The organism is Pseudomonas sp. R4-35-07 (genome assembly GCF_003852235.1).
GTDB lineage: Bacteria > Pseudomonadota > Gammaproteobacteria > Pseudomonadales > Pseudomonadaceae > Aquipseudomonas.
In genome coordinates, this window is sequence record NZ_CP027732.1 from 5653142 (window position 1) to 5676404 (window position 23263).

General features: G+C 60.5%; 21 protein-coding genes and 2 pseudogenes. 10 read left to right on the forward strand and 13 right to left on the reverse strand.

Translation table 11 applies throughout. The features are described 5' to 3' along the window. Positions 1-49: 49 nt before the first annotated feature. Positions 50-619: a xanthine phosphoribosyltransferase gene (locus C4J89_RS26005; protein WP_003176890.1), complete on the forward strand. Its 570-nt coding sequence runs from the start codon at positions 50-52 to the stop codon at positions 617-619. Between the two features lie 126 nt (positions 620-745). Here C4J89_RS26005 and C4J89_RS26010 read toward each other — a convergent pair whose 3' ends face one another. The 7 genes and pseudogenes from C4J89_RS26010 to dadA form a co-directional block, all read right to left on the reverse strand. Next, a complete protein-coding gene (locus tag C4J89_RS26010; RefSeq protein WP_124415906.1) occupies positions 746-2668 on the reverse strand; it encodes an acetyl-CoA hydrolase/transferase C-terminal domain-containing protein in 1923 nt (640 codons plus the stop codon). Between the two features lie 123 nt (positions 2669-2791). Next, positions 2792-4123, reverse strand: a pseudogene (locus C4J89_RS26015) (IS4 family transposase). A gap of 118 nt (positions 4124-4241) precedes the next feature. Beyond that, positions 4242-4652, reverse strand: coding sequence for a cytochrome c5 family protein (locus C4J89_RS26020; RefSeq protein ID WP_124369032.1), 411 nt, complete (start codon positions 4650-4652; stop codon positions 4242-4244). A 181-nt stretch (positions 4653-4833) separates the two neighbouring features. Continuing rightward, positions 4834-5382 (reverse strand): cupin domain-containing protein, encoded by a 549-nt coding sequence (locus C4J89_RS26025; RefSeq protein WP_003176893.1) that lies wholly within the window; start codon positions 5380-5382, stop codon positions 4834-4836. 116 nt (positions 5383-5498) lie between these two features. Beyond that, complete coding sequence (gene alr, locus C4J89_RS26030) at positions 5499-6572, reverse strand: alanine racemase (RefSeq protein ID WP_124415907.1); 1074 nt, start codon at positions 6570-6572, stop codon at positions 5499-5501. A gap of 76 nt (positions 6573-6648) precedes the next feature. After that, the gene (locus C4J89_RS26035) at positions 6649-7002 is read right to left on the reverse strand and encodes a RidA family protein (RefSeq protein WP_124364960.1); all 354 of its coding nucleotides are present in this window, start codon (positions 7000-7002) and stop codon (positions 6649-6651) included. Further along, positions 6974-8275, reverse strand: coding sequence for a D-amino acid dehydrogenase (gene dadA / locus C4J89_RS26040; RefSeq protein ID WP_124368810.1), 1302 nt, complete (start codon positions 8273-8275; stop codon positions 6974-6976). The genes C4J89_RS26035 and dadA overlap by 29 nt, the downstream gene beginning before the upstream one ends. 156 nt (positions 8276-8431) lie before the next feature. Between dadA and C4J89_RS26045 the strand changes: the two genes are divergently transcribed. Next, positions 8432-8920 (forward strand): Lrp/AsnC ligand binding domain-containing protein, encoded by a 489-nt coding sequence (locus C4J89_RS26045; protein WP_003176896.1) that lies wholly within the window; start codon positions 8432-8434, stop codon positions 8918-8920. Between the two features lie 124 nt (positions 8921-9044). On the opposite strand, the gene C4J89_RS26050 is transcribed toward C4J89_RS26045, so the two are convergent. After that, complete coding sequence (locus C4J89_RS26050) at positions 9045-9398, reverse strand: YkgJ family cysteine cluster protein (protein ID WP_124364962.1); 354 nt, start codon at positions 9396-9398, stop codon at positions 9045-9047. 114 nt (positions 9399-9512) lie between these two features. Here C4J89_RS26050 and C4J89_RS26055 point away from each other — a divergent pair, with 114 nt between their 5' ends. After that, positions 9513-10805 (forward strand): FAD-binding oxidoreductase, encoded by a 1293-nt coding sequence (locus tag C4J89_RS26055; RefSeq protein ID WP_124415908.1) that lies wholly within the window; start codon positions 9513-9515, stop codon positions 10803-10805. Here C4J89_RS26055 and C4J89_RS26060 read toward each other — a convergent pair whose 3' ends face one another. Continuing rightward, on the reverse strand, positions 10806-11030 hold the full coding sequence (locus C4J89_RS26060; protein ID WP_124364964.1) for a DUF1127 domain-containing protein: 225 nt from the start codon (positions 11028-11030) through the stop codon (positions 10806-10808). It abuts the gene before it with no gap. Between the two features lie 165 nt (positions 11031-11195). Here C4J89_RS26060 and C4J89_RS26065 point away from each other — a divergent pair, with 165 nt between their 5' ends. Both C4J89_RS26065 and C4J89_RS26070 read left to right on the forward strand, forming a co-directional pair. Continuing rightward, positions 11196-12620, forward strand: a complete 1425-nt coding sequence (locus C4J89_RS26065; RefSeq protein ID WP_124415909.1) for a PLP-dependent aminotransferase family protein — start codon at positions 11196-11198, stop codon at positions 12618-12620. A gap of 62 nt (positions 12621-12682) precedes the next feature. Further along, entirely contained in the window at positions 12683-14251 is a 1569-nt protein-coding gene (locus C4J89_RS26070) for a phospholipase D family protein (RefSeq protein ID WP_124415910.1), read from the forward strand. A gap of 110 nt (positions 14252-14361) precedes the next feature. Here the strand turns inward: C4J89_RS26070 and C4J89_RS26075 are convergent, their stop codons facing one another. After that, a complete protein-coding gene (locus C4J89_RS26075) occupies positions 14362-15855 on the reverse strand; it encodes an aldehyde dehydrogenase (RefSeq protein ID WP_124415911.1) in 1494 nt (497 codons plus the stop codon). A gap of 232 nt (positions 15856-16087) precedes the next feature. Between C4J89_RS26075 and C4J89_RS26080 the strand changes: the two genes are divergently transcribed. After that, positions 16088-16450, forward strand: coding sequence for a cupin domain-containing protein (locus C4J89_RS26080; protein WP_124364968.1), 363 nt, complete (start codon positions 16088-16090; stop codon positions 16448-16450). Between the two features lie 127 nt (positions 16451-16577). Here the strand turns inward: C4J89_RS26080 and rpmG are convergent, their stop codons facing one another. Further along, positions 16578-16733, reverse strand: a complete 156-nt coding sequence (gene rpmG / locus C4J89_RS26085) for a 50S ribosomal protein L33 (RefSeq protein WP_003176906.1) — start codon at positions 16731-16733, stop codon at positions 16578-16580. Positions 16734-16744: 11 nt separating this feature from the next. Further along, entirely contained in the window at positions 16745-16978 is a 234-nt protein-coding gene (rpmB, locus tag C4J89_RS26090) for a 50S ribosomal protein L28 (protein WP_003176907.1), read from the reverse strand. Between the two features lie 458 nt (positions 16979-17436). On the opposite strand from rpmB, the gene C4J89_RS26095 reads away from it, so the two are divergent. Then, a complete protein-coding gene (locus tag C4J89_RS26095) occupies positions 17437-19032 on the forward strand; it encodes an ABC transporter substrate-binding protein (RefSeq protein WP_124415912.1) in 1596 nt (531 codons plus the stop codon). Between the two features lie 60 nt (positions 19033-19092). On the opposite strand, the gene radC is transcribed toward C4J89_RS26095, so the two are convergent. Next, on the reverse strand, positions 19093-19767 hold the full coding sequence (gene radC, locus C4J89_RS26100; RefSeq protein ID WP_124364970.1) for a DNA repair protein RadC: 675 nt from the start codon (positions 19765-19767) through the stop codon (positions 19093-19095). Between the two features lie 154 nt (positions 19768-19921). Between radC and coaBC the strand changes: the two genes are divergently transcribed. The 3 genes and pseudogenes from coaBC to C4J89_RS26120 all read left to right on the forward strand — a co-directional run. Then, positions 19922-21130, forward strand: coding sequence for a bifunctional phosphopantothenoylcysteine decarboxylase/phosphopantothenate--cysteine ligase CoaBC (gene coaBC, locus C4J89_RS26105; RefSeq protein ID WP_048723622.1), 1209 nt, complete (start codon positions 19922-19924; stop codon positions 21128-21130). A gap of 5 nt (positions 21131-21135) precedes the next feature. Then, positions 21136-21591, forward strand: coding sequence for a dUTP diphosphatase (gene dut / locus C4J89_RS26110; protein ID WP_124368818.1), 456 nt, complete (start codon positions 21136-21138; stop codon positions 21589-21591). Between the two features lie 257 nt (positions 21592-21848). Further along, positions 21849-23252, forward strand: a pseudogene (locus C4J89_RS26120) (phosphomannomutase/phosphoglucomutase); the annotation flags it as partial. Positions 23253-23263: the final 11 nt, after the last annotated feature.

Here is a 23263-nt window from a genome sequence, read left to right on the forward strand (position 1 = left end):
CTTTTTAATCTACTTTCGGCGCCTGTTGCGCTAACAGAGGAAGCTTTCCGTGGAAGCACTGCACAAGAAAATTCGCGAAGAAGGCATCGTGCTTTCCGATCAGGTACTCAAGGTTGATGCCTTTCTGAACCACCAGATCGATCCGGCACTGATGAAACTGATTGGCGACGAATTCGCCGCGCTGTTCAAGGACTCCGGCATCACCAAGATCGTCACCATCGAAGCCTCAGGCATCGCCCCGGCGATCATGACCGGCCTGAACCTCGGCGTGCCGGTGATCTTCGCACGCAAGCAGCAGTCCCTGACACTGACCGAAAACCTGCTGTCGGCGACGGTGTATTCCTTCACCAAGAAAACCGAAAGCACCGTGGCAATTTCCCCACGCCACCTGACCAGCAGCGACCGCGTACTGGTCATCGATGACTTCCTGGCTAATGGCAAGGCCTCCCAGGCGCTGATTTCGATCATCAAGCAAGCGGGCGCGACCGTCGCCGGCCTGGGCATCGTTATTGAGAAGTCGTTTCAGGGTGGCCGTGCGGAACTCGATGCCCAGGGTTATCGGGTTGAGTCGCTGGCGCGGGTGAAGTCGCTGGCGGGTGGGGTTGTGACCTTTATCTGATTCAACACAGCTCAAAATGTGGGAGGGGGCTTGCCCCCGATGGCAGTGGGTCAGCCAACCTTTTTGGTGACTGATACACCGCTATCGGGGGCAAGCCCCCTCCCACATTTGCCTTGTGTTGGAATGTCAGTGCGCGGTGGCCTGTAGGCCGGCGAGTAGCAGGCGCTGGTACAGGTCCTCCTTGAACCCCTCCGGCTGATCCAACCGCATCCGCTCCAAGTGCTTGGGAAACGCCTCCGGCTCCGGTGCATCCAGCGCCGCCTTGCCCAGTTCCAGTATCTCCGTGAGCTTGAATTTGCTCTTGAGCCAATTCAGAGCACGCAACAGGTCCCGCTCCTCATCCGTGAAATCACTGCCCAACGGGTATTCCGGGAACAGCCGTCGATGCTTGGCTTGAATCGCCTGGAGCCGCTGCGGTGTGTTGTCGGCAAAACGCGGGTCCAGCTTGAAATCCTTGGGCAGCTTGCCGGCTTTTTGCGCCTGGTCGATCAAGCCTTCCTGGAAGCGCGAGTCAGTGATATTGAGCAACGCCTCGATCACCTGGGCATCCGTCTGACCGCGCAAATCGGCAATCCCGTACTCGGTAATGACGATATCCCGCAGGTGCCGGGGAATGGTGCAATGGCCGTACTCCCAGACGATATTCGAACTGACCTCCCCCGCCGACTCGCGCCAGCTGCGCAGGATCAGGACCGAGCGTGCGCCTTCCAGCGCGTGGCCCTGGGCAACGAAGTTGTACTGCCCGCCCACGCCGCTGAGCACGCGGCCATCTTCCAATTGGTCGGCCACACCGGCGCCGAGCAGGGTGACCATGATCGCGCTGTTGATAAACCGTGCGTCCTGGCGCTGTAAACGCTTGAGCTCTTCCTGGCCGTACAGCTCGTTGATATAGCTAATGCGCGTCATGTTGAATGCCTGCCGCCTGGCGTGGCTCATCTCCTGCAAGCGCTGGTAGAAACTGCGCGGGCCGAGGAAGAAACCGCCATGGATCGAGATGCCATCGGGCTGCGCCGCATCGTCGAGCAGCCCCGCGTTGGCCTGCTCCTGGGTTGCCACATCCGGGTACACCTTGCGCCGAATGATTCCGGCATCGGCCAGCACCAGCAAGCCGTTGACGAACATTTCGCTGCAACCGTAAAGGCCACGGGCGAATGGCTCAACGCCGCCTTCACGGCTGATCAAGGGCGCCCACTGATACACATCCAGGTCGGTCAGCAACAATCGATAGGCTTCGTTATCGGCCTGGCGCGCCAGCAATGCGGCGGTCAGCGCGTCGCCCATGGAGCCGATACCGATCTGCAAGGTGCCGCCATCACGCACCAGCGTGCTGGCATGCAGGCCGATAAAGTGGTCCTGGAAGCCCACCGGCATATTTGGCGTGGAGAACAGCGTGGTGCTGTCTTTCTCATCGAGCAGGTAATCGAAGGCGTCCATGCCCAACTCGGCATCGCCGGGCATGTAGGGCAAGTCGCTATGGACCTGGCCGACGATCAGGATGGTCTCACCCGCCGCGCGCCGCTTGGCGATCATCGGCAGCAGGTCGAGGGTGATATCCGGGTTGCAGCTCAGGCTCAGGCGGTCGGGGTGCTCGGCGCTGCTGGCAACCAGTTGCGCCACCAGGTTCAGGCCGGCGGCGTTGATGTCCCGCGCGGCATGGCTGTAGTTGCTGCTGACGTAATCCTGCTGCGCCGAGTCGCTGTGGAGCAGGCTGCCGGGCTGCATGAAGAACTGCTGCACGCGAATATTCTTCGGCAGGCTGTCCGTGTGCAGGTCAGCGAGGAAATCCAGCTCGGGGTAATCGCCGAATACCCGCTCGATAAAAGGTTCGAGAAAGCGCTTCTGCAACCCGTCGCCTAGCGTCGGCCGGCCCAGACTCAATGCGGTGTAGATCGTCAGCGCGCGCTCGGGCAGCTTGGCGATACGCCGGTAGAGCGCATTGGCGAAGAGGTTGGGTTTGCCCAAACCCAGGGGCATGCCCATGTGGATATGCGCCGGCAAGCGCGCCAGTACGTCGTCAACTGCTTGCTCGATTGAACACAACTGCACCATCCGACTGCTCCCGAACATTCCATGAATTGGGGTTGGACCGAGCTTGCCGGGTCTTTGCTGCAATGACCAGCCACGAAACGCAAATCGCGGGCACAAAAAAGCCGCTCGTGAGCGTAATGCTGTTCACTTAAGCGGAGCAGCCTTACGGTCCACTGGGTACCGGGTTTTGGAAATCTTCACCGTCCTTGGCCTTCCCGGCCTTGGGCGGTGATCCAGAAACATTCCTCCTACTCCTCCCCTCAGCTCGCTTAGCCTCCTTCCTGTTGCCGATACCGGATTAGCGGCTGCCATCACTATCAACTGCACCGCTATGTACTGGCAGGCAGGCTTGAACCGTATATCCGAAGGTGCGCGGCCGAACGCTACAGCGGCTTGGCTGGCCTCTCGACGAATAATGTTATAAGCCAGCAAAAGCCCCCAGACCTCCTGATAAATCAGCTCGACTTTCTTACTGCGCAGCGTTACCGCGTTCTGTTGCATCGAGCTTTTGATATCCCTGAAGCCCAGCTCAATCTACCATCGCTCCAGGTACAGCTCAGCCACAGCTGCGGTGTCGTAGTCCTCGACAGGCAAAGAGGTAAGCAGCGATCTGACTTTTCCATGGCTTTCATAGCTAACTTCACGCACTTCCCAACTCAGGGGCAACTCAGGATTTCGTTTACGTGCCTGAGGGGAAACCTTCATCCGGACGAGACGGTCGCGCTCGCCGTAGCGCTCTACTTCCTCCATGACCAAATTCTTGCGAGCAGGTGTCAGCCAGTGTCGGTTCGCGCCGCCACCCACCACGCTTAGCAGTAGATCCGCGCCCCAGAAGCCTTTGTCGAACAAGGTGATCGAATTGTCCGGAATTTGCCCCAGAAACGTTTCGGCCAACCGCATTTCACTGCCCCGATAAGGGCTGAGCTGCGCATCGAGGATGACATGCGAACGGACATTCATCAGCGCAACGAGCCGCAGAATCGGAAACGGGGTTTGACGGTCGGTGCCGGTATTACCGGAGCCAAAATGTTCTCTGAGCTCAGGTGAGTCAGCAGTTCGCAGTAGTGCACCGTCCACCGCGAAGACCTGTAGACCGTTCCAGTCATCTCCCTCGTAACGCTCGTTGCCCCAATGTTTACCGGTCTGACGGAACAGCGATTCAACGGGGTCAGCGCCGAGCCTTTTGCGAGCTTCAGTTACCCCGCTTCGGGCCAGCAACTGATCAGAAGCCAAGCCTTGCGCGCAGATATTCAAACGCCTGGCGACCTCATGAACAGGCTCATCGCGGAACAGAGCCATGCCCAAAACTAGCCAAAGAACTTGATCGCTCGGCAAACGGCGCCGTCGTATCGTAGCTTGCGCCGAGAGGTTCAGCGCACTCGCTACCCACTCGATAGGGATGTTCTGAGTGAAGGTGCTAAGGTCAGAAAAATTGAAGAGATCGCCGAGGTCGAGCAACTGCTGCTGAATGGGCATAAAAAAATCCGATGCCAGGGGTCTGACATCGGATTCTCTAGAAAGCCCGGCTTGGACTCAAATGCTTAAGTGAACAGCATTACGCTCGTGAGCGGCCTTTTTGGCGAAGATCGGCGGGTTAGAGCCCGGACATCTTCTTGATCGCGCCCTTCAGATCGTCATCCGAACAGTCAGCGCAGGTGCCTTTAGGCGGCATGGCATTGATGCCCGTGATCGCCTTGGCGAGGATGCCGTCAAGGCCGCCCTGGTGATCGGCGCGCTCTTTCCACGCGGCGGTATCGCCAACTTTCGGTGCGCCCAGCAAGCCGGTGCCGTGGCAAGCATTGCAGTGCTTGGCGATGATGTCGTCCGGGGTTCTCGCCCCACCGCCGCCCGCCGCGACCGCGACTTCCATGCCCTTGCATTCCTGGCCCTGGACACACACCTGGCCCACAGGCTCCAGGCGCTTGGCGATGTCATCGTTGGTCGCAGCTTGAGCGCTGACAGCCCATAGGGCCAGTACGGTTGCTGGTGCAGCCAGCATTTTCATAATTAGGTTCACGCGTTCACCCTCAATGGTGGCTATTCACGCCTGCGGCCACGGTTTCACAGGCGGCGAAAGTATAGCGGTTAGCCCGCCCGGCCGAAACAACCCTATTAAATAAAGGGAGATTCGGCCTCACGGTGTACAGCTGCGCGAACCCCTGCAACGCAGGCAGGGCGCCTCTATTTTAAAAGTTCGCGGGTGTGGCTGCGCTGATTAGTCGCGCCGGCACGTCGAACGGATTGCGAAAACGATGGGGCTTGGTGCTTTCAAAGTAGTAGCTATCGCCTGCTTCGAGCACAAAAGTTTCAAGACCGACCACCAGTTCCAAGCGCCCTTCCACCAGAATCCCGGTTTCTTCGCCTTCGTGGGTGAGCATTTCTTCGCCCGTGTCGGCGCCTGGCGGGTAGATTTCGTTGAGGAACGCGATGGCCCGGCTCGGGTGCGCTCGGCCTACCAGCTTCATGGTGACGGCGCCGTCAGAGATGTCGATCAGCTCATTGGCTTTATAGACGATCTGCGTCGGTATTTCCTGGAGGATCTCTTCGGAAAAGAACTCGACCATGGACATGGGAATGCCGCCCAGGACCTTGCGCAGGGAACTGATCGAGGGGCTGACGCTGTTTTTCTCAATCATCGAAATGGTGCTGTTGGTGACGCCCGCACGCTTGGCAAGCTCGCGCTGGGAAAGACCTTTGAGTTTACGGATGGATTGCAGTCGTTCGCCGACGTCCAATGCAGGAGCCTCCTAGGATTCAGGCTTTGTTGTAATTGAGCGTTATCATGGCGACAGCGTTCAGTATTTACAACACTTGGGCCTAAATCCCGGACAGCTGTATTCGTCCTGGGCGATCAAGTGCCGCAATAGAGCCTTGGCACCCGGCGCAGGTTGCAGAAGATCTGGTAAGGGATGGTGTCAGCAGCGGTCGCGACCTCGCTGGCGAGGATGTGCTTGCCCCACAATTCCACTGTGGAACCCAGGCCCGCCTGGGGCACATCCGTCAGGTCGACGCAGAGCATGTCCATGGACACCCGGCCCAGCAACTGGCTGCGCTGGCCGGCGACCAGCACCGGCGTGCCCGTCGGCGCGTGGCGCGGGTAGCCATCGGCATAGCCCATGGCAACCACGCCGATACGCATCGGCTTGGGTGTGACGAACCTGGCGCCGTAGCCTACCGGCTCGCCGGCTGGCAGTTCGCGCACGCAAATGATCTTGGACTCCAGGGTCATCACCGGCTGCAAACGGGCAGCGATGGCCTGGTCGTCACCAAAGGGCGTGGCGCCGTAGAGCATGATGCCTGGGCGCACCCAGTCGCTGGGCACACTCGGCCACCCCAGGACGGACGGTGAATTGCGCAGGCTGACCTCCGCCGCCAGCCCTTGGCGGGCCGCTTCGAATACCGCCACTTGTTCGTTGCTGCTCACACAATCGAGCTCATCGGCGCGGGCGAAATGGCTCATCAACACGATCTTCGCGACGTTGCCGCTGGCCAGCAGACGCTTATACGCCTCCTGGAAATCCTTGGGATGCAGGCCGACACGGTGCATGCCCGAGTCCAGCTTGAGCCAGAGGGTCAACGGCTGGCTCAGCGTGGCCTGCTCGATAGCCTCGAGTTGCCATAGCGAATGCACCACGCACCACAGGTTTTGCTCGACGATCAGCGCCAGCTCGTCGGCTTCGAAAAAACCTTCCAGCAGCAACACCGGCGCACGTATGCCGGCGGCGCGTAGTTCCAGGGCCTCTTCGATGCACGCTACCGCGAACCCGTCAGCCTCGGCCTCCAGCGCCTGGGCCACGGGCACCGCGCCATGCCCGTAGGCATCCGCCTTGATCACGGCGAGGGCTTTGGCCCCGCTGACTTCGCGGGCCAGTTGGTAGTTGTGGCGCAGGGCTTGAAGGTCGATCAGGGCACGGGCAGGACGCATGGCGGCAGGCTTCTAGGCGGCAGAGTAAAAAAACCGGTGCCGACCAACAACGTCGGCGCCGGGAGAGGGATTCAGGTTAAGGCAGCGCAGCCACGACGGACAGCTCTACCAGAATGTTCGGCTCACACAGTTTGGCTTCAACCGTAGCGCGAGCGGGCGCGGCGCCTTTGGGCAGCCACGTATCCCACACCGCGTTCATACCGGCGAAGTCGGCATCGATGTCCTTCAAATAGATGGTCACCGACAGCAACCGGGTCTTGTCGGTGCCGGCCAGGTCCAGCAAACGCTCGATGTTGGCCAGGGTTTCACGGGTCTGCTGCTCGATGCCGGCATTCATGTCGTCGCCGACCTGGCCTGCCAGGTACACGGTGCCGCTGTGAACAACGATCTGGCTCATACGCTCATTGGTGAGCTGGCGCTGGATTGACATGTCTTGCAGACTCCTGGTGGTTGCCGTAACGGGAAATAGCGAGGCCTTCGGCGCTGATCTGCGGGGTTTTCTTCGCCATCAGGTCAGCCAGCAAACGACCGGAGCCGCATGCCATGGTCCAGCCGAGGGTGCCGTGGCCGGTATTCAGGAACAGGTTCTTGAATGGGGTGCCGCCGACAATTGGTGTGCCATCGGGTGTGGTCGGGCGCAGGCCGGTCCAGAAACTGGCTTGGGCCAAATCGCCGCCCTGAGGATAAAGGTCGTTGACGATCATCTCCAGGGTTTCACGCCGGCGCGGGTTGAGCGACAGGTCAAAACCGGCTATCTCAGCCATGCCGCCGACGCGGATGCGGTTGTCGAAACGGGTGATCGCGACTTTGTAGGTTTCGTCGAGGATCGTCGAGGTAGGCGCCATTGCCGGGTTGGTGATCGGCACCGTCAGTGAATAGCCCTTGAGAGGGTACACAGGCGCCTTGATCCCCAGCGGCTTGAGCAGCTTCGGCGAATAACTGCCGAGGGCCAGCACGTAGCGGTCGGCGGTTTCCAACTTGCCGTCGATCCACACGCCATTGATGCGGTCGCCTGCATGATCGAGGCGCTGGATGTCCTGTTCGAAACGAAACTCAACGCCCAACTGCTCGCACATCTGCGCCAGGCGTGTGGTGAACATCTGGCAGTCGCCGGTCTGGTCGTTGGGCAGGCGCAGGGCACCGGCGAGAATATCGGTGACGCTGGCCAGGGCTGGCTCGACCCGAGCGATGCCGGCGCGGTCAAGCAACTCGAAAGGCACGCCGGACTCCTGCAACACGGCGATGTCCTTGGCCGCACCATCGAGCTGGGCCTGGGTGCGGAACACTTGGGTGGTCCCCAGGCTGCGCCCTTCGTAGGCAATCCCGGTTTCAGCGCGCAATTCGTCAAGGCAATCGCGGCTGTACTCAGAGAGGCGGACCATGCGCTCCTTGTTCACCGCATACCGGCTGGCGGTGCAGTTGCGCAGCATCTGCGCCATCCACAGGTATTGGTCGATATCGGCAGTGGCCTTGATTGCCAGCGGCGCATGGCGCTGCAGCAGCCACTTGATCGCCTTGAGCGGCACGCCCGGCGCGGCCCATGGCGACGCGTAGCCTGGGGATACCTGGCCGGCGTTGGCGAAACTGGTTTCCATGGCGGCAGCGGGTTGGCGGTCGACCACGACGACTTCAAAGCCGGCCCGCGCCAAATAATAGGCACTGGTCACCCCAATGACGCCGCTACCCAAGACCAGAACGCGCATTTTTATATCCTCACCACGGGCTGAGCCGCTGACGTGTGTTATTCGAGCAATGATGGACGCAGTGTAAAAAACAATCGCCAGTGCATTTCACTATATAAATGCCTATATTTGGCGACAATTCTCGGCACAAACCGTTTTAACAGAGGCGTATCCCCTATGCGTACCAACACCCAGACCAAGCGGGAGCTGGACAAGATCGACCGCAATATCCTGCGCATCCTGCAAACCGATGGGCGCATTTCGTTCACGGAACTGGGCGAGAAGGTCGGGCTGTCGACGACGCCGTGCACCGAGCGGGTACGCCGGCTGGAGCGCGAGGGGATCATCATGGGCTACAACGCGCGGCTCAATCCGCAGCATTTGAAGGGGAGTTTGCTGGTGTTTGTCGAGATCAGCCTGGATTACAAGTCTGGCGATACGTTCGAAGAGTTCCGACGCGCCGTGCTCAAACTGCCCCATGTGCTGGAGTGCCATTTGGTGTCCGGGGACTTCGACTATCTGGTGAAAGCGCGGATTTCCGAAATGGCTTCGTACCGCAAATTACTCGGCGATATCCTGCTCAAGTTGCCCCATGTGCGCGAATCCAAGAGCTATATCGTGATGGAAGAAGTGAAGGAAAGCCTGAACCTGCCGATTCCGGACTGACTGACACAACTCATTCAAATGTGGGAGAGGGCTTGCCCTCGATTGCAGTGTGTCAGGCATCGCAGAATGACTGACACACCGCTATCGGGAGCAAGCCCCCTCCCACATTGACCGAGTACACCTGCTACACCAGTACCTGGCGAGTACTTGCCATGTACTCATGGATCTGCTTTTCCACCCGTGGGTGAATCAGCTCCACAGGGCGCCGACCATTCGGGCATGGCAGGGTCTTGGTGGTGCCAAACAGCCTGCAGATCAACGGGCGTTCGTCGTAAACCGTGCAGCCGTTCGGCCCCAGGTGCACGCAGTTCAGCTCATCCATTGCAGCTTCCTGCTCGGCGGCCGTCTTGCGTGGCAGGCGCGACATTTCCTCGGGCGAGGTGGTGACCGGCCCACAGCAGTCGTGGCAGCCAGGGACACACTCGAACGAAGGAATCTGTCGGCGCAGGGCGCTGACTTTCTGACTGTTGCAACTCATCGACACCTACACCCCACCGCGAACAGGCCTGGATTCTGCCGTAAAACGGCGCGCACAGACAGCTCCGTCGGACCGTTGTATCCTGCGTCAAATTTTCCAAACAGGGAGGCCCCCATGACCGCCAGCGCCCGGCACACCGCGTCCTACTACGCCGCCAGCAGCGTGCCGCACCCCGATTACCCGGCATTGACGGGCGAGGTGCACGCCGATGTCTGCGTGATTGGCGGGGGGTATTCCGGGCTCAATACCGCCCTGGAACTGGCCGAGCGCGGCTTCAGCGTGGTGCTGCTGGAAGCGCGCAAAATCGGCTGGGGCGCCAGCGGGCGTAACGGCGGCCAACTGATTCGCGGCGTCGGCCATGGCCTTGACCAATTCACCAATGTGATCGGCACCGACGGCGTGCGCCAGATGAAACTGATGGGCCTGGAAGCGGTGGAGATCGTGCGCGAGCGTGTCGAACGCTTCCAGATCCCCTGCGACCTGACTTGGGGCTACTGCGACTTGGCCAACAAATCCCGCGACCTGCAGGGCCTCGCCGAAGACGCCGAAGAGCTGCGCAGCCTGGGTTATCGCCATCCAGTGCGCCTGCTGCAAGCCAGCGAAATGGCCAGCGTGATTGGCTCCGACCGCTATGTGGGCGGAATGATCGACATGGGCTCCGGACATTTGCATCCGCTGAACCTCGCCCTGGGTGAAGCCGGCGCGGCGCAGCAACTGGGCGTGAAGTTATTCGAGCAGTCGCAAGTGACGCGCATCGACTACGGCTCGCAGGTCAAGGTGCACACCGCCCAGGGCCAGGTACAGGCCAAGACCCTGGTGCTGGCCTGTAACGCTTACCTCAATGACCTCAACCCACACTTGAGCGGCAAAATATTGCCCGCAGGCAGCTACATCATCGCCACCGAGCCCTTGAGTGAAGCGCAAGCCGCCCGCCTGTTGCCGCAGAACATGGCGGTGTGTGACCAGCGGGTAACGGTGGATTATTTCCGCCTGTCCGCCGACCGCCGCCTGTTGTTCGGCGGCGCCTGCCACTATTCCGGGCGCGACCCGAAAGACATCGGCGCCTACATGCGGCCAAAGATGCTGCAGGTATTCCCGGAATTGGCCGATGTGAAAATCGACTACCAATGGGGCGGCATGATCGGCATCGGCGCCAACCGGTTGCCGCAGATCGGACGCCTGGCGGATCAACCCAATGTGTATTACGCCCAGGCCTATGCCGGCCATGGCCTCAACGCCACACACCTGGCGGGCAGGTTGCTGGCCGAAGCCATCAGCGGCCAGCAGCAAGGGCGCTTCGACCTGTTCGCCCAGGTGCCGCACATGACTTTCCCTGGCGGCAAATACCTGCGCTCGCCGCTGCTGGCCCTGGGGATGCTCTGGCACCGCCTCAAAGAACTGGCCTGATCAATCGCGCCAGAACGGTTTCAAGCCTTCATGGCGCGCCTGTTCTGCCGTCAGGCCCACGTCGCGCAACTGCTCGCGGGTCAGCGTCAGCAACGCCTTGCGGGTATGACGGCGGCGCCAGAACAGGCTCCAGCGATTGTCGGCAGGCATAGACAACCTCCGCTCCTGCGCTGCTTCCAGTTCCTGGCCATGTAATGCCAGCCGTACATCGCTCATGCCGTTCATTTACCGTCCCCTCGTTAGCGTGCCGCCTTGAGTGACTAGGATGAGCGCGCGAGCAAAACCAATACAGATTCAACCTCCCTTTATTAATTCCATACAGATACTGCTATGAACGGCTGAATCCTGTATTTTCCATCTATCTGTATTGGTCTGCTGGGAGTGGCCGCCGTGACCCTGTACGTCAACCTCGCTGAATTGCTGGGTACCCGCATCGAACAAGGCTTCTATCGCCCCGGCGACCGTCTGCCCTCCGTGCGGGCCTTGAGCGTGGAGCATGGGGTCAGCCTGAGCACCGTGCAGCAAGCCTATCGATTGCTGGAGGACAATGGCCTGGCGATGCCCAAGCCCAAGTCCGGCTATTTTGTACCGGTGGGCCGTGAACTGCCGGCGCTGCCCGAGGTGGGTCGCCCTGCCCAGCGGCCGGTGGAAATTTCCCAGTGGGACCAGGTGCTGGAGTTGATCCGTGCCGTGCCGCGTAAGGACGTCATACAGTTGGGCCGTGGCATGCCGGATGTATTGTCGCCGACTATCAAGCCATTGCTTCGCAGCCTGGCCCGCGTCAGTCGTCGCCAGGATCTGCCGGGGCTGTATTACGACAATATCCTTGGCTGTATGGAATTGCGCGAGCAGATTGCGCGACTGTCATTGGATTCCGGTTGCCAACTGACTGCCGAAGACATCGTCATCACTACAGGCTGCCACGAGGCCCTTTCCACCAGCATCCGCGCCATTTGTGCGCCCGGCGATATCGTTGCGGTGGATTCACCGAGTTTTCACGGCGCCATGCAGACCCTCAAGGGCCTGGGCATGAAAGCCTTGGAAATCCCCACCGACCCGATCACCGGCATCAGCCTTGAAGCCCTGGAACTGGCGCTGGAACAGTGGCCGATCAAAATCATCCAGCTCACCCCCAACTGCAACAACCCCTTGGGCTACATCATGCCGGAGGCGCGCAAGCGCGCACTGCTGACCCTGGCCCAGCGCTTTGACGTGGCGATTATCGAAGACGATGTGTATGGCGAACTGGCCTACAGCTACCCGCGCCCGCGCACGATCAAATCCTTCGACGAGGACGGCCGGGTGCTGCTGTGCAGCTCGTTTTCCAAAACCCTGGCGCCTGGGCTGCGCATTGGCTGGGTCGCGCCGGGGCGTTACCTGGAACGGGTGCTGCACATGAAATACATCAGCACGGGCTCTACCGCCACGCAGCCGCAGATTGCGATCGCCGAATTTCTCAAAGGCGGGCATTTCGAGCCCCATTTGCGCAGGATGCGTACGCAATACCAGCGCAATCGCGACCTGATGCTCGACTGGGTCAGCCGCTACTTCCCCGCCGGCACGCGCGCCAGCCGGCCCCAGGGCAGTTTCATGCTGTGGATAGAATTGCCGGAGGGCTTCGATACCCTGAAACTCAACCGCATGCTGATGGAACAGGGCGTACAGGTGGCGGTAGGCAGCATTTTTTCTGCATCCGGCAAGTACCGTAATTGCCTGCGCATGAACTACGCTGCCAAACCGACCCCACAGATTGAAGAGGCCGTGCGCAAGGTCGGTGCCGCTGCGCGCATCCTGCTGGCCGAATCGGCGGACTGACCTTTTCCGAGCAATTGCCGTCATATGCCGACAACCGCCCTGACCTGGATGGCGCTTCCTTGATGACTCAACGGCTTTTATCGCTTTTCCTGTTGGGAGCGCTGGCACTGGGTGGCTGCGCGACGGCCCCCACACCGCGTGTGCCCAGTGATGCCCTGCCCGCGGCACAGTCTTCCTTCGGCCGCTCGATCCAGGCCCAGGCGGCGCCGTATCAGGGCCGTTCGGGCTTTCGTTTGCTGCCCAACAGCAGCGAAGCCTTCATGGCCCGCGCCGAGTTGATCCGCAACGCCCAGACCAGCCTCGACCTGCAGTACTACATCGTGCATGACGGCATCAGCACGCGCATGCTGGTGGATGAACTGCTCAAGGCCGCCGACCGCGACGTGCGTGTGCGCATCCTGCTGGATGACACCACCAGCGACGGGCTCGACCAGATCATCGCGACCCTTGCCGCCCATCCCAAGATCGAAATTCGCCTGTTCAACCCGCTGCATCTGGGCCGCAGCACGGGCGTGACACGCGCCATGGGGCGCCTGTTCAACCTGTCGCTGCAACACCGGCGCATGCATAACAAACTCTGGCTGGCAGACAACAGCGTCGCGATCGTGGGTGGGCGCAACCTGGGGGATGAGTATTTCGACGCCGAACCCAATCTGAATTTCACCGATATCGACATGCTCAGCGTCGGGCCGGTGGCTGAGCAACTGGGCCACAGTTTCGATCAGTACTGGAACAGCGCGCTGAGCAAACCTATCGATGAGTTTGTCGCAACCATGCCCTCCAAGGTCGACCTGGCTGTCGCACGTGGACGCCTGGAAGCGTCACTGGCCCAATCGCGCCAGCAGAACCACGCCCTGTATAACCGCCTGCGTACCTACCAGACCCAGCCGCGCATGGATATCTGGCGTCGCGAGTTGATCTGGGCTTGGAACCAGGCGCTGTGGGATGCGCCGAGCAAGGTGCTGGCGAAGGCCGACCCGGACCCGCAATTGCTGCTCACCACGCAACTGGCGCCGCAGTTGGCAGGCGTCAGCCGTGAGCTGATCATGATTTCGGCGTACTTCGTTCCGGGCCCGCCCGGGCTGGTGTATCTGACCGGCCGCGCCGACGCGGGCGTGTCGGTGAGCCTACTGACCAATTCCCTCGAAGCCACTGATGTACCAGCCGTGCACGGCGGCTACGCACCCTATCGCAAGGCGCTGCTGGAGCATGGGGTGAAACTCTATGAGCTGCGTCGACAACCGGGCGACCCCAGCGCAAGCAGCGGTCCGCACCTGTTTCGACGAGGCAGCTTGCGCGGTTCCGACTCAAGCCTGCACAGCAAGGCGATGATTTTCGATCGGGAGAAGTCGTTTATCGGCTCGTTCAATTTCGATCCACGCTCAGTGCTATGGAACACCGAAGTCGGCGTGCTGGTGGACAGTCCGGAACTGGCGGAGCATGTGCGTAACCTGGCGCTGCAAGGTATGGCGCCGGCGTTGAGCTACGAGGCGAAGCTGCAGGACGGGCAGATTGTGTGGGTGACCGAAGATAACGGCCAATTGCACACCCTGACCCGGGAGCAGGGTAGTTGGTGGCGCCGGTTCAATGCCTGGTTCGCCACCAGCGTCGGCCTGGAGCGCATGCTCTAGAAACACGCTTATCCCATGTGGGAGGGGGCTTGCCCCCGGTTGCGGTGTGTCAGTCACCAGATGCAGCGACTGACACTAAGCTACCGGGAGCAAGCCCCCTCCCACATTTGTTAGAGCTTGATCCAGGTCGCCTTCAGCTCGGTGTATTTGTCGAACGCATGCAGCGATTTATCGCGACCGTTACCCGACTGCTTGAAGCCACCGAACGGTGCCGTCATGTCGCCGCCATCGTACTGGTTGACCCACACACTGCCCGCACGCAGGGCCTTGGCAGTCAGGTGTGCCTTGGAGATATCCGCCGTCCACACCGCTGCGGCCAGGCCATATTGGGTGTCGTTGGCGATAGCGATGGCTTCTTCGGCGCTGTCGAACGTGATCACCGACAGGACCGGGCCGAAGATCTCTTCCTGGGCAATCTTCATGGCGTTGGTCACGCCGTCGAAAATGGTCGGCTCGACGTAAGTGCCACCGGTCTCTTCCAGGGTGCGCTTACCACCGGCGACCAGCTTGGCGCCATCGGCATGACCCGATTCGATGTACGACAGCACGTTGTTCATCTGCTGGGTATCCACGAGCGCGCCCACATTGGTGGCAGGGTCCAGTGGGTTACCTGGCTTCCAGCCCTTGAGCGCCTCGATCACCAGCGGCAGGAAAGCGTCCTTGATCGAACGTTCCACCAGCAGGCGCGACCCGGCGGTGCAGACTTCGCCCTGGTTGAAGGCGATGGCACTGGCGGCGGACTCGGCGGCGGTTTGCAGGTTCGGCGCATCGGCAAACACAATGTTCGGGCTCTTGCCGCCGGCTTCCAGCCACACGCGCTTCATGTTCGATTCGCCGGAACGGATCAACAGCTGCTTGGCGATTTTGGTGGAACCGGTAAACACCAGGGTATCCACGTCCATATGCACCGCCAGCGCGTTACCCACGGTATGGCCGTAGCCTGGCAGCACGTTGAACACGCCTTTTGGAATGCCGGCTTCAACGGCCAGGGCAGCGATGCGGATGGCGGTCAGCGGAGACTTTTCGGACGGCTTGAGGATGACCGAGTTACCGGTCGACAGCGCCGGGCCGAGTTTCCAGCAGGCCATCATCAGCGGGAAGTTCCACGGCACGATCGCACCGACCACGCCCACAGGCTCACGGGTCACCAGACCCAGTTGGTCATGGGGGGTGGCCGCCACTTCATCGTAGATCTTGTCGATGGCCTCGCCGCTCCAGCTCAGCGCCTGCGCCGCGCCGGGTACATCGATGTTCAGGGAGTCGCTGATCGGCTTGCCCATGTCCAGGGTTTCAAGCAAGGCCAGCTCTTCGGCATTGGCCTTGAGCAGCGCGGCGAAACGGATCATGACGGACTTGCGCTTGGCCGGCGCCAGGCGCGACCAGACACCGGAATTGAAGGTGGCACGGGCATTTTCCACTGCGCGCTGGGCGTCGGCGGCGTCACAGCTGGCTACGTTGGCGAGCAGACGGCCATCGACCGGGCTGATGCACTCGAAGGTGTCACCGGAAGCGGCGGCGGTGTATTCGCCATTGATGTACGCGCGGCCTTCGATCTTCAGGTCCTTGGCGCGTTGTTCCCAGTCGGCACGGGTCAGGGTGGTCATGCAAGTGTCCTCCTCTTATTTGGATACAAGGGCCTGGGAGATTTGATCCCGGCGCCTCCACGAATTCTTGCCTGGCCAGCCTGCTGTTCGGCTCAAGGCACTTGCCACCCTAAACCAGCGACTGGGGATGTTTCAATATATTTGACATAACGGCGGCAAACGCCCTTGCGATGTTCATTTTAATAAACATAGACTTTGAGCTTTCCAACCGCAGGCCCGACGGGATAAGCCCATGAGCATCCAGGACATCGTTGATTTCAGCCAAGCCAACACCGCCCCCGAACGCTATCGCCCTGCCCCCGAAAAAATCCTCAAGGGCGATCCCGAACAGACGATCTACAACCACTACAACAGCCCATGTGGACAAATGAACGCGGGTGTCTGGGAAGGCGATGTCGGGCAGTGGACAGTCAATTACACCGAACATGAATACTGCGAGATCGTGCAGGGGGTGTCTGTGCTGCGCGATGCCGAGGGGAACGCCAAAACCTTGCGCGCCGGCGACCGCTTCGTGATCCCTGCCGGCTTCAGCGGCACCTGGGAAGTGCTGCAAGCGTGCCGCAAGATCTATGTGGTGTTCGAACAGAAAGACTGATCAGTGAACAGCGGGACGCGGAGCGCCCGAGGCGGCGTTACCACGCAGAGCGTGGGAACGATCATCACAGGCAAAAAAAAGCCCGTATCGTGAGATACGGGCTTTTTTTCACAAGGAAGGAAATCAATTACTTGATTTTGCCTTCTTTGTAGATCACGTGCTTGCGAACGCGCGGGTCGAACATTTTCTTTTCGAGCTTGTCCGGGGTAGTACGCTTGTTCTTGTCGGTAGTGTAGAAGTGACCAGTACCGGCGCTAGAGATCATTCGAATCAATTCACGCATGATAGAGCTCCTTAGATCTTGCCGGCGGCGCGGATTTCGGCCAGCACGACAGTGATGCCACGCTTGTCGATGATACGCATGCCTTTGGCAGATACACGCAGGCGAACAAAACGTTTCTCTTCTTCAACCCAGAAGCGGTGATGCTGCAGGTTCGGCAGGAAACGACGACGGGTTTTGTTATTTGCGTGGGAAATGTTATTCCCAGTCACCGGACCCTTACCGGTAACTTGACAGACTCTCGACATGCCTCAGCCCTCTAAAACCACATGCCCAACCCGGCATGGGTTGGCCGCTTAATCTCTCAGTCATTTGGCGCCAGGCGCCGCGTTTCTTTAGGGTCTTACCGGCTACACCTACAAGCGAAGGAACCGGGCCCCTAGAAAAGAGCGCTGCTTTATACCAGAAAGACCCAGATGCAACAACAGCGAGTGTGTTTTTACCTGGGTAAATCTCGGCTATTGGCGCCTGAACCGTTGCCAGGAGGGGCCGCTACAACAGCCGACCGCTCGTCGCACAGAATGATTTTCAGCGCCCGCAAGTACTCGGACCTGCAAGGTGAAACGCGCTGAGGCGCCATCAAAACAGCATTTGAGCCAAAAGCACAGGCAAAAATAGGCTAGTCATTTAACCAACAGGCCACTACGGTAGGCCTTTTCCAGACTGCACTCGCAGATGGGCCTTCGATTTGCACAGGAAACCTAATATGCGCCTCGCTGCCCTACCGCTATTGCTAGCCCCCCTCTTAATCGCGCCGACGATGGCCGTTGCCGCCACCAATCTGAGCGTTTGCACCGAGGCCAGCCCCGAAGGGTTCGACGTGGTGCAGTACAACTCGTTGACCACCACCAACGCCTCGGCGGATGTGCTGATGAACCGTCTGGTGGACTACGACGCAACCGGCGCAAAACTGGTGCCGAGTCTGGCGGACAGTTGGGACGTCTCGCCAGACGGCCTGACGTACACCTTCAAGCTGCACCCGAACGTGAAATTCCATCGCACCGAGTATTTCACCCCGAGCCGTACCCTGACCGCCGAAGATGTGCGCTTCAGCTTCGAACGCATGCTCGACCCAGCCAACCCGTGGCACAAGATCGCCCAGAGCGGCTTTCCTCACGCGCAATCCCTGCAATTACCCACGCTGATCAAGAAGATCGACGCACTCGACCCGCTGACCGTGCGCTTCACCCTCGATCACGCCGATTCCACGTTTCTTGCCGCACTGAGCATGGGCTTTGCCTCGATCTACCCGGCCGAATATGCCGACAAACTGCTCAAGGCCGGCACCCCGGAAAAACTCAACAGCCAGCCCATTGGCACCGGGCCCTTCGTTTTTGTGCGATTCCAGAAGGATGCGGTGGTGCGCTACAAGGCCAACCCGGACTACTTCGCCGGCAAACCGACGGTGGACAACCTGATCTTCGCGATCACGCCGGATGCCAATGTGCGACTGCAGAAACTGCGTCGCGATGAATGCCAGATCGCCCTGTCGCCCAAACCCCTGGATATGGGCGAGGCCGAAAAAGACCCAGCCCTGAAGGTGGAAAAAACCGCAGCTTTCATGACCGCGTTCGTCGCCATCAACAGCCAGCATCCGCCGCTGGACAAGCCCGAAGTACGCCAGGCGATCAACTTGGCCTTCGACAAAGGCAGCTACCTCAAGGCCGTCTTCGAAGGCACCGCCGAAGCGGCCAACGGTGTTTACCCACCCAATACCTGGAGCTACGCCAAGGAGCTGTCGGGTTACCCACAGGACCTGGCCAAAGCCAAGGCGCTGCTCAACCGCGCCGGCCTCAAGGATGGCTTCAAGACCACTATCTGGACCCGCCCTACCGGCAGCCTGTTGAACCCCAACCCAAATCTTGGCGCTCAACTGTTGCAGGCCGACCTGGCCAAGGTCGGCATCCAGGCCGACATCCGTGTGATCGAATGGGGCGAGTTGATTCGCCGCGCCAAAGCCGGCGAGCATGACCTGCTCTTCATGGGCTGGGCCGGTGACAATGGCGACCCGGATAACTTCCTCACCCCGCAATTTTCCTGCGCGGCAGTCAAGTCCGGCACCAACTTCGCCCGCTACTGCGACCCTGCGCTGGACAAGCTGATCAGCGCTGGCAAGACCACCAGCGAACAAGGCGTGCGCAGCAAGCTCTACCAGCAGGCGCAGGCGCAGATCCAGCAGCAGGCCCTGTGGTTGCCCTTGGCGCACCCCATGGCGTTTGCCCTGACACGCAAAAATGTCGACGGCTATCAGGTGAGCCCGTTTGGTCGCCAGGATTATTCCAAAGTAAGCGTCAAGCCTTAAGCTGCAAGCTGCAAGCTGCAAGCCCGCTTGTGGCTTGCAGCTTCAAACTTGCAGCTGTCCTCACATCCATCCATATTCCGCCATCGACAACGGATCACCATCACCCACGATGATGTGATCCAGCACCCGCACGTCCACCATTTCCAAGGCCTTCTGGAGAACTTTGGTCAACTTTCGATCAGCGGCGCTTGGATCCGCGCTTCCCGAAGGATGGTTGTGGCACAGGATCAATGCCGCCGCGTTGTACGCCAGCGCGCGCTTGACCACTTGCCGGGGATAGACCACAGCCGTATCGATAGTGCCGTGGGACAGCGCTTCGAAACCCAGCACTCGATGTTTGGAGTCGAGAAACAGGCAGCCAAACACCTCGTGAGTTTCATGACGCAGCAGCGCCTTGAGGTATTCGCGCACGGCCAGCGGACTCTCCAGCACCGAATCGTTGCGCAGGCGCTCGGCCATATGGCGCCGGGACATTTCCAGTACCGCCTGCAACTGGGCAAACTTCGCCGGCCCCAGGCCCAACTGCTGATTGAACAGCGTCTGGCTGGCTTCCAGCAGCGGGCGCAGGCCGCCGAATTGCGCCAATAAATGGCGCGCCAGGTCCACCGCACTCCTGCCAGACACTCCGGTGCGCAGGAAGATCGCCAGCAATTCGGCATCGGACAGACTGGCCGCGCCCCACTCCAAAAGCTTCTCTCGCGGCCGCTCGGCAGCAGGCCAATCGCGAATACTCATCCCGCCTCCTCTCCATGATGTACGCCGCATGCGCCGCTGTTGCCAGACGGACGCTGTGTTATCGTAGGCCCTCTTTTTTGCATGCGATTTCACCTGGGGAGGGGTCATCGCAGGCGTCACTGAACTGGCTTCACTGAACTGGAAAGGCAAACCAATGCAGCGTCTGTATCGGAAACGCATCGTTCTCGGCGTCGGCGGCGGCATTGCCGCCTACAAGAGCGCAGAGCTGGTTCGCAGGCTCCTGGACCAAGGCGCCGAAGTGCGCGTGGTCATGACCCGTGGTGGCAGTGAGTTCATCACCCCGCTGACCATGCAGGCCTTGTCCGGCCACCCGGTTCACCTGGATCTGCTGGACCCGGCGGCCGAAGCCGCCATGGGCCATATCGAACTGGCCAAATGGGCCGACCTGGTCCTGATCGCGCCGGCTACCGCCGACCTGATCGCGCGCCTGGCCCAGGGCATCGCCGATGACCTGCTGACCACCCTGGTACTGGCCACCGACGCCACCGTCGCCATCGCCCCGGCGATGAACCAGGCCATGTGGCGCGACCCGGCCACCCAGGCCAACACCCAGCTTCTGCAAAGCCGTGGCCTCAAGGTCTTCGGCCCGGCGTCCGGCAGCCAGGCCTGCGGCGACGTCGGCATGGGCCGCATGCTCGAAGCCACCGACCTGGCGCTGTGCGCTGCCGAGTGCTTCCAGCACCTGGCCCTGACCGGCAAACACGTACTGATCACCGCTGGCCCGACCCAGGAAAACATCGACCCGGTGCGCTACATCACCAACCATAGCTCAGGAAAAATGGGCTTTGCCCTGGCTGAAGCTGCGGTTGAGGCAGGCGCACGGGTCACCCTGATCACCGGCCCGGTGCATTTGCCAACGCCTGATCGTGTGACGCGAATCGACGTAGTCAGCGCCAGGGACATGCTGGCGGCCTGTGAGGCTGCCATTCCGTGCGACCTGTTCATCGCCTCGGCAGCGGTTGCAGACTACCGACCGGAAGTCGTTGCGCCGCAAAAGCTCAAGAAAGACCCTACAAGCGGTGATGGCCTGCTCCTGCAAATGGTGCGCAACCCGGACATCCTGGCCACCATCGCCACCCGTCCGGATCGTCCGTTCAGCGTCGGTTTCGCCGCCGAGACCGAACATTTGCTGGACTACGCCGCACGCAAATTGAAAGACAAAAACCTCGATCTGATCGTTGCCAATGATGTCGCCAACCCGAGCATCGGCTTCAACAGCGAGGAAAATGCCATCAGCGTGATCGACCGCGAGTTGCACGCCACCGTTTTCGCCCAGACCAGCAAGGGCAAGATTGCCCGCCAACTGATCTCTTTTATCGCCCAACGGCTGAACCAGGTTTAATGTCCATGCACGCTTTGCAAGCCAAGATCCTCGACCCCCGCATCGGTAGCGAATTTCCACTGCCGGCCTACGCTACCCCAGGCTCCGCTGGCCTGGACCTGCGCGCCATGCTCAAGCAAGACACCGTGCTCGAGCCGGGCCAGACCCTGCTGATCCCCACCGGCCTGTCGATCTACGTCGGCGACCCAGGCCTGGCAGCCCTGATCCTGCCGCGCTCGGGCCTGGGTCACAAACACGGCATCGTGCTGGGCAATCTGGTGGGCCTGATCGACTCCGACTACCAGGGTGAGTTGATGGTCTCGTGCTGGAACCGTGGCCAGACCGCGTTCAACATTGCTGTCGGCGAGCGTATTGCCCAACTGGTGCTGGTGCCGGTGGTACAGGCACATTTCGAACTGGTGCAGGAATTCGACGAAACCCAACGCGGCGCCGGCGGTTTCGGGCATTCCGGCAGCCACTGACTAAGCTGAACCTGGCCGGATGCGATTGTCCGGCCAGACGCCACCGCCCGGCTATTCAGGATGAAGAATACGCACACGGCATCAGCGATTTTTCTACAATAAAATCAAAGAATTACGTACAAATAAGCACGCCGCCGAAGCGCCGATGGCACTTTTACACCACGAACTCTCTGCCGAAAACGCCGTCATACCCTTCAGTTTGAGCCTGCCGGCCAGCCACACCAGGCCAGCCTTGCCCCCTTTCAGATGGAGTTCTTCCCGCGATGAGTACCGCAGCCCGTGTAGCCCCGACTTTTCCCGACAGCATCTTTCGTGCCTACGACATTCGTGGCGTGGTGCCCAAAACCCTGACCGCCGAAACCGCCTACTGGATCGGCCGCGCCATCGGCGCGCAGAGCCTGGCCCAGGGCGAGCCGAATGTTTCGGTGGGCCGTGACGGCCGCCTGTCCGGCCCGGAGCTGGTGGAGCAACTGATCCAGGGCCTGGCAGACAGCGGTTGCCATGTCAGCGACGTCGGGCTGGTGCCCACGCCTGCGCTGTACTACGCCGCCAACGTGCTGGCCGGCAAATCCGGCGTCATGCTTACCGGCAGCCACAACCCGTCGGACTACAACGGTTTCAAGATCGTGATCGCCGGCGATACCCTCGCCAACGAACAGATCCAGGCCCTGCACACGCGCCTGAAAACCAACGACCTGACCAGCGGCACCGGTAGCATCACCAAGGTCGACATCCTGCAGCGCTACTCCGACGAAATCACCCGCGACGTCAAGCTCGACCGCCGCCTGAAAGTGGTGGTGGACTGCGGCAACGGCGCGGCTGGCGTGATCGCCCCGCAATTGCTCGAAGCCCTGAACTGTGAAGTGATCCCGCTGTTCTGCGACGTCGACGGCAACTTCCCCAACCATCACCCGGACCCAGGCAAGCCTGAAAACCTGGTGGACCTGATCGCCAAGGTCAAGGAAGTGGGCGCCGACGTGGGCCTGGCCTTCGACGGCGACGGCGACCGTGTAGGGGTGGTGACCGAAACCGGCGAGATCGTGTACCCGGACCGCCTGTTAATGCTGTTTGCCCGTGACGTGGTGGCGCGCAATGCCAACGCCGAAATCATCTTCGACGTTAAGTGCACCCGCCGCCTCACGCCGCTGATCAAGGAATACGGCGGCCGCCCGCTGATGTGGAAGACCGGACATTCGTTGATCAAAAAGAAAATGAAGGAAACCGGCGCCTTGCTGGCCGGCGAAATGAGCGGTCACGTGTTCTTCAAGGAGCGCTGGTTCGGTTTCGACGACGGCATTTACAGCGCTGCGCGCCTGCTGGAGATCCTCAGCAAGGAAAAATCCACAGCGCAAGAGCTGTTTCAGACCTTCCCCAACGATATTTCTACGCCAGAGATCAATATCCATGTGACCGAGGAGAGCAAATTCAGCATCATTGACGCACTGCACGATGCGCAATGGGGTGAAGGCGCCAACCTGACCACCATTGATGGTGTGCGAGTCGATTACGCCAAAGGCTGGGGCCTGGTTCGCGCGTCCAACACCACGCCGGTGCTGGTGCTGCGCTTCGAGGCGGATACCGAGGCTGAGTTGCAGCGCATCAAGGACGTCTTCCACGTCCAGTTGAAACGTGTTGCCCCTGATCTCCAATTACCGTTCTGATTTTTTACCGG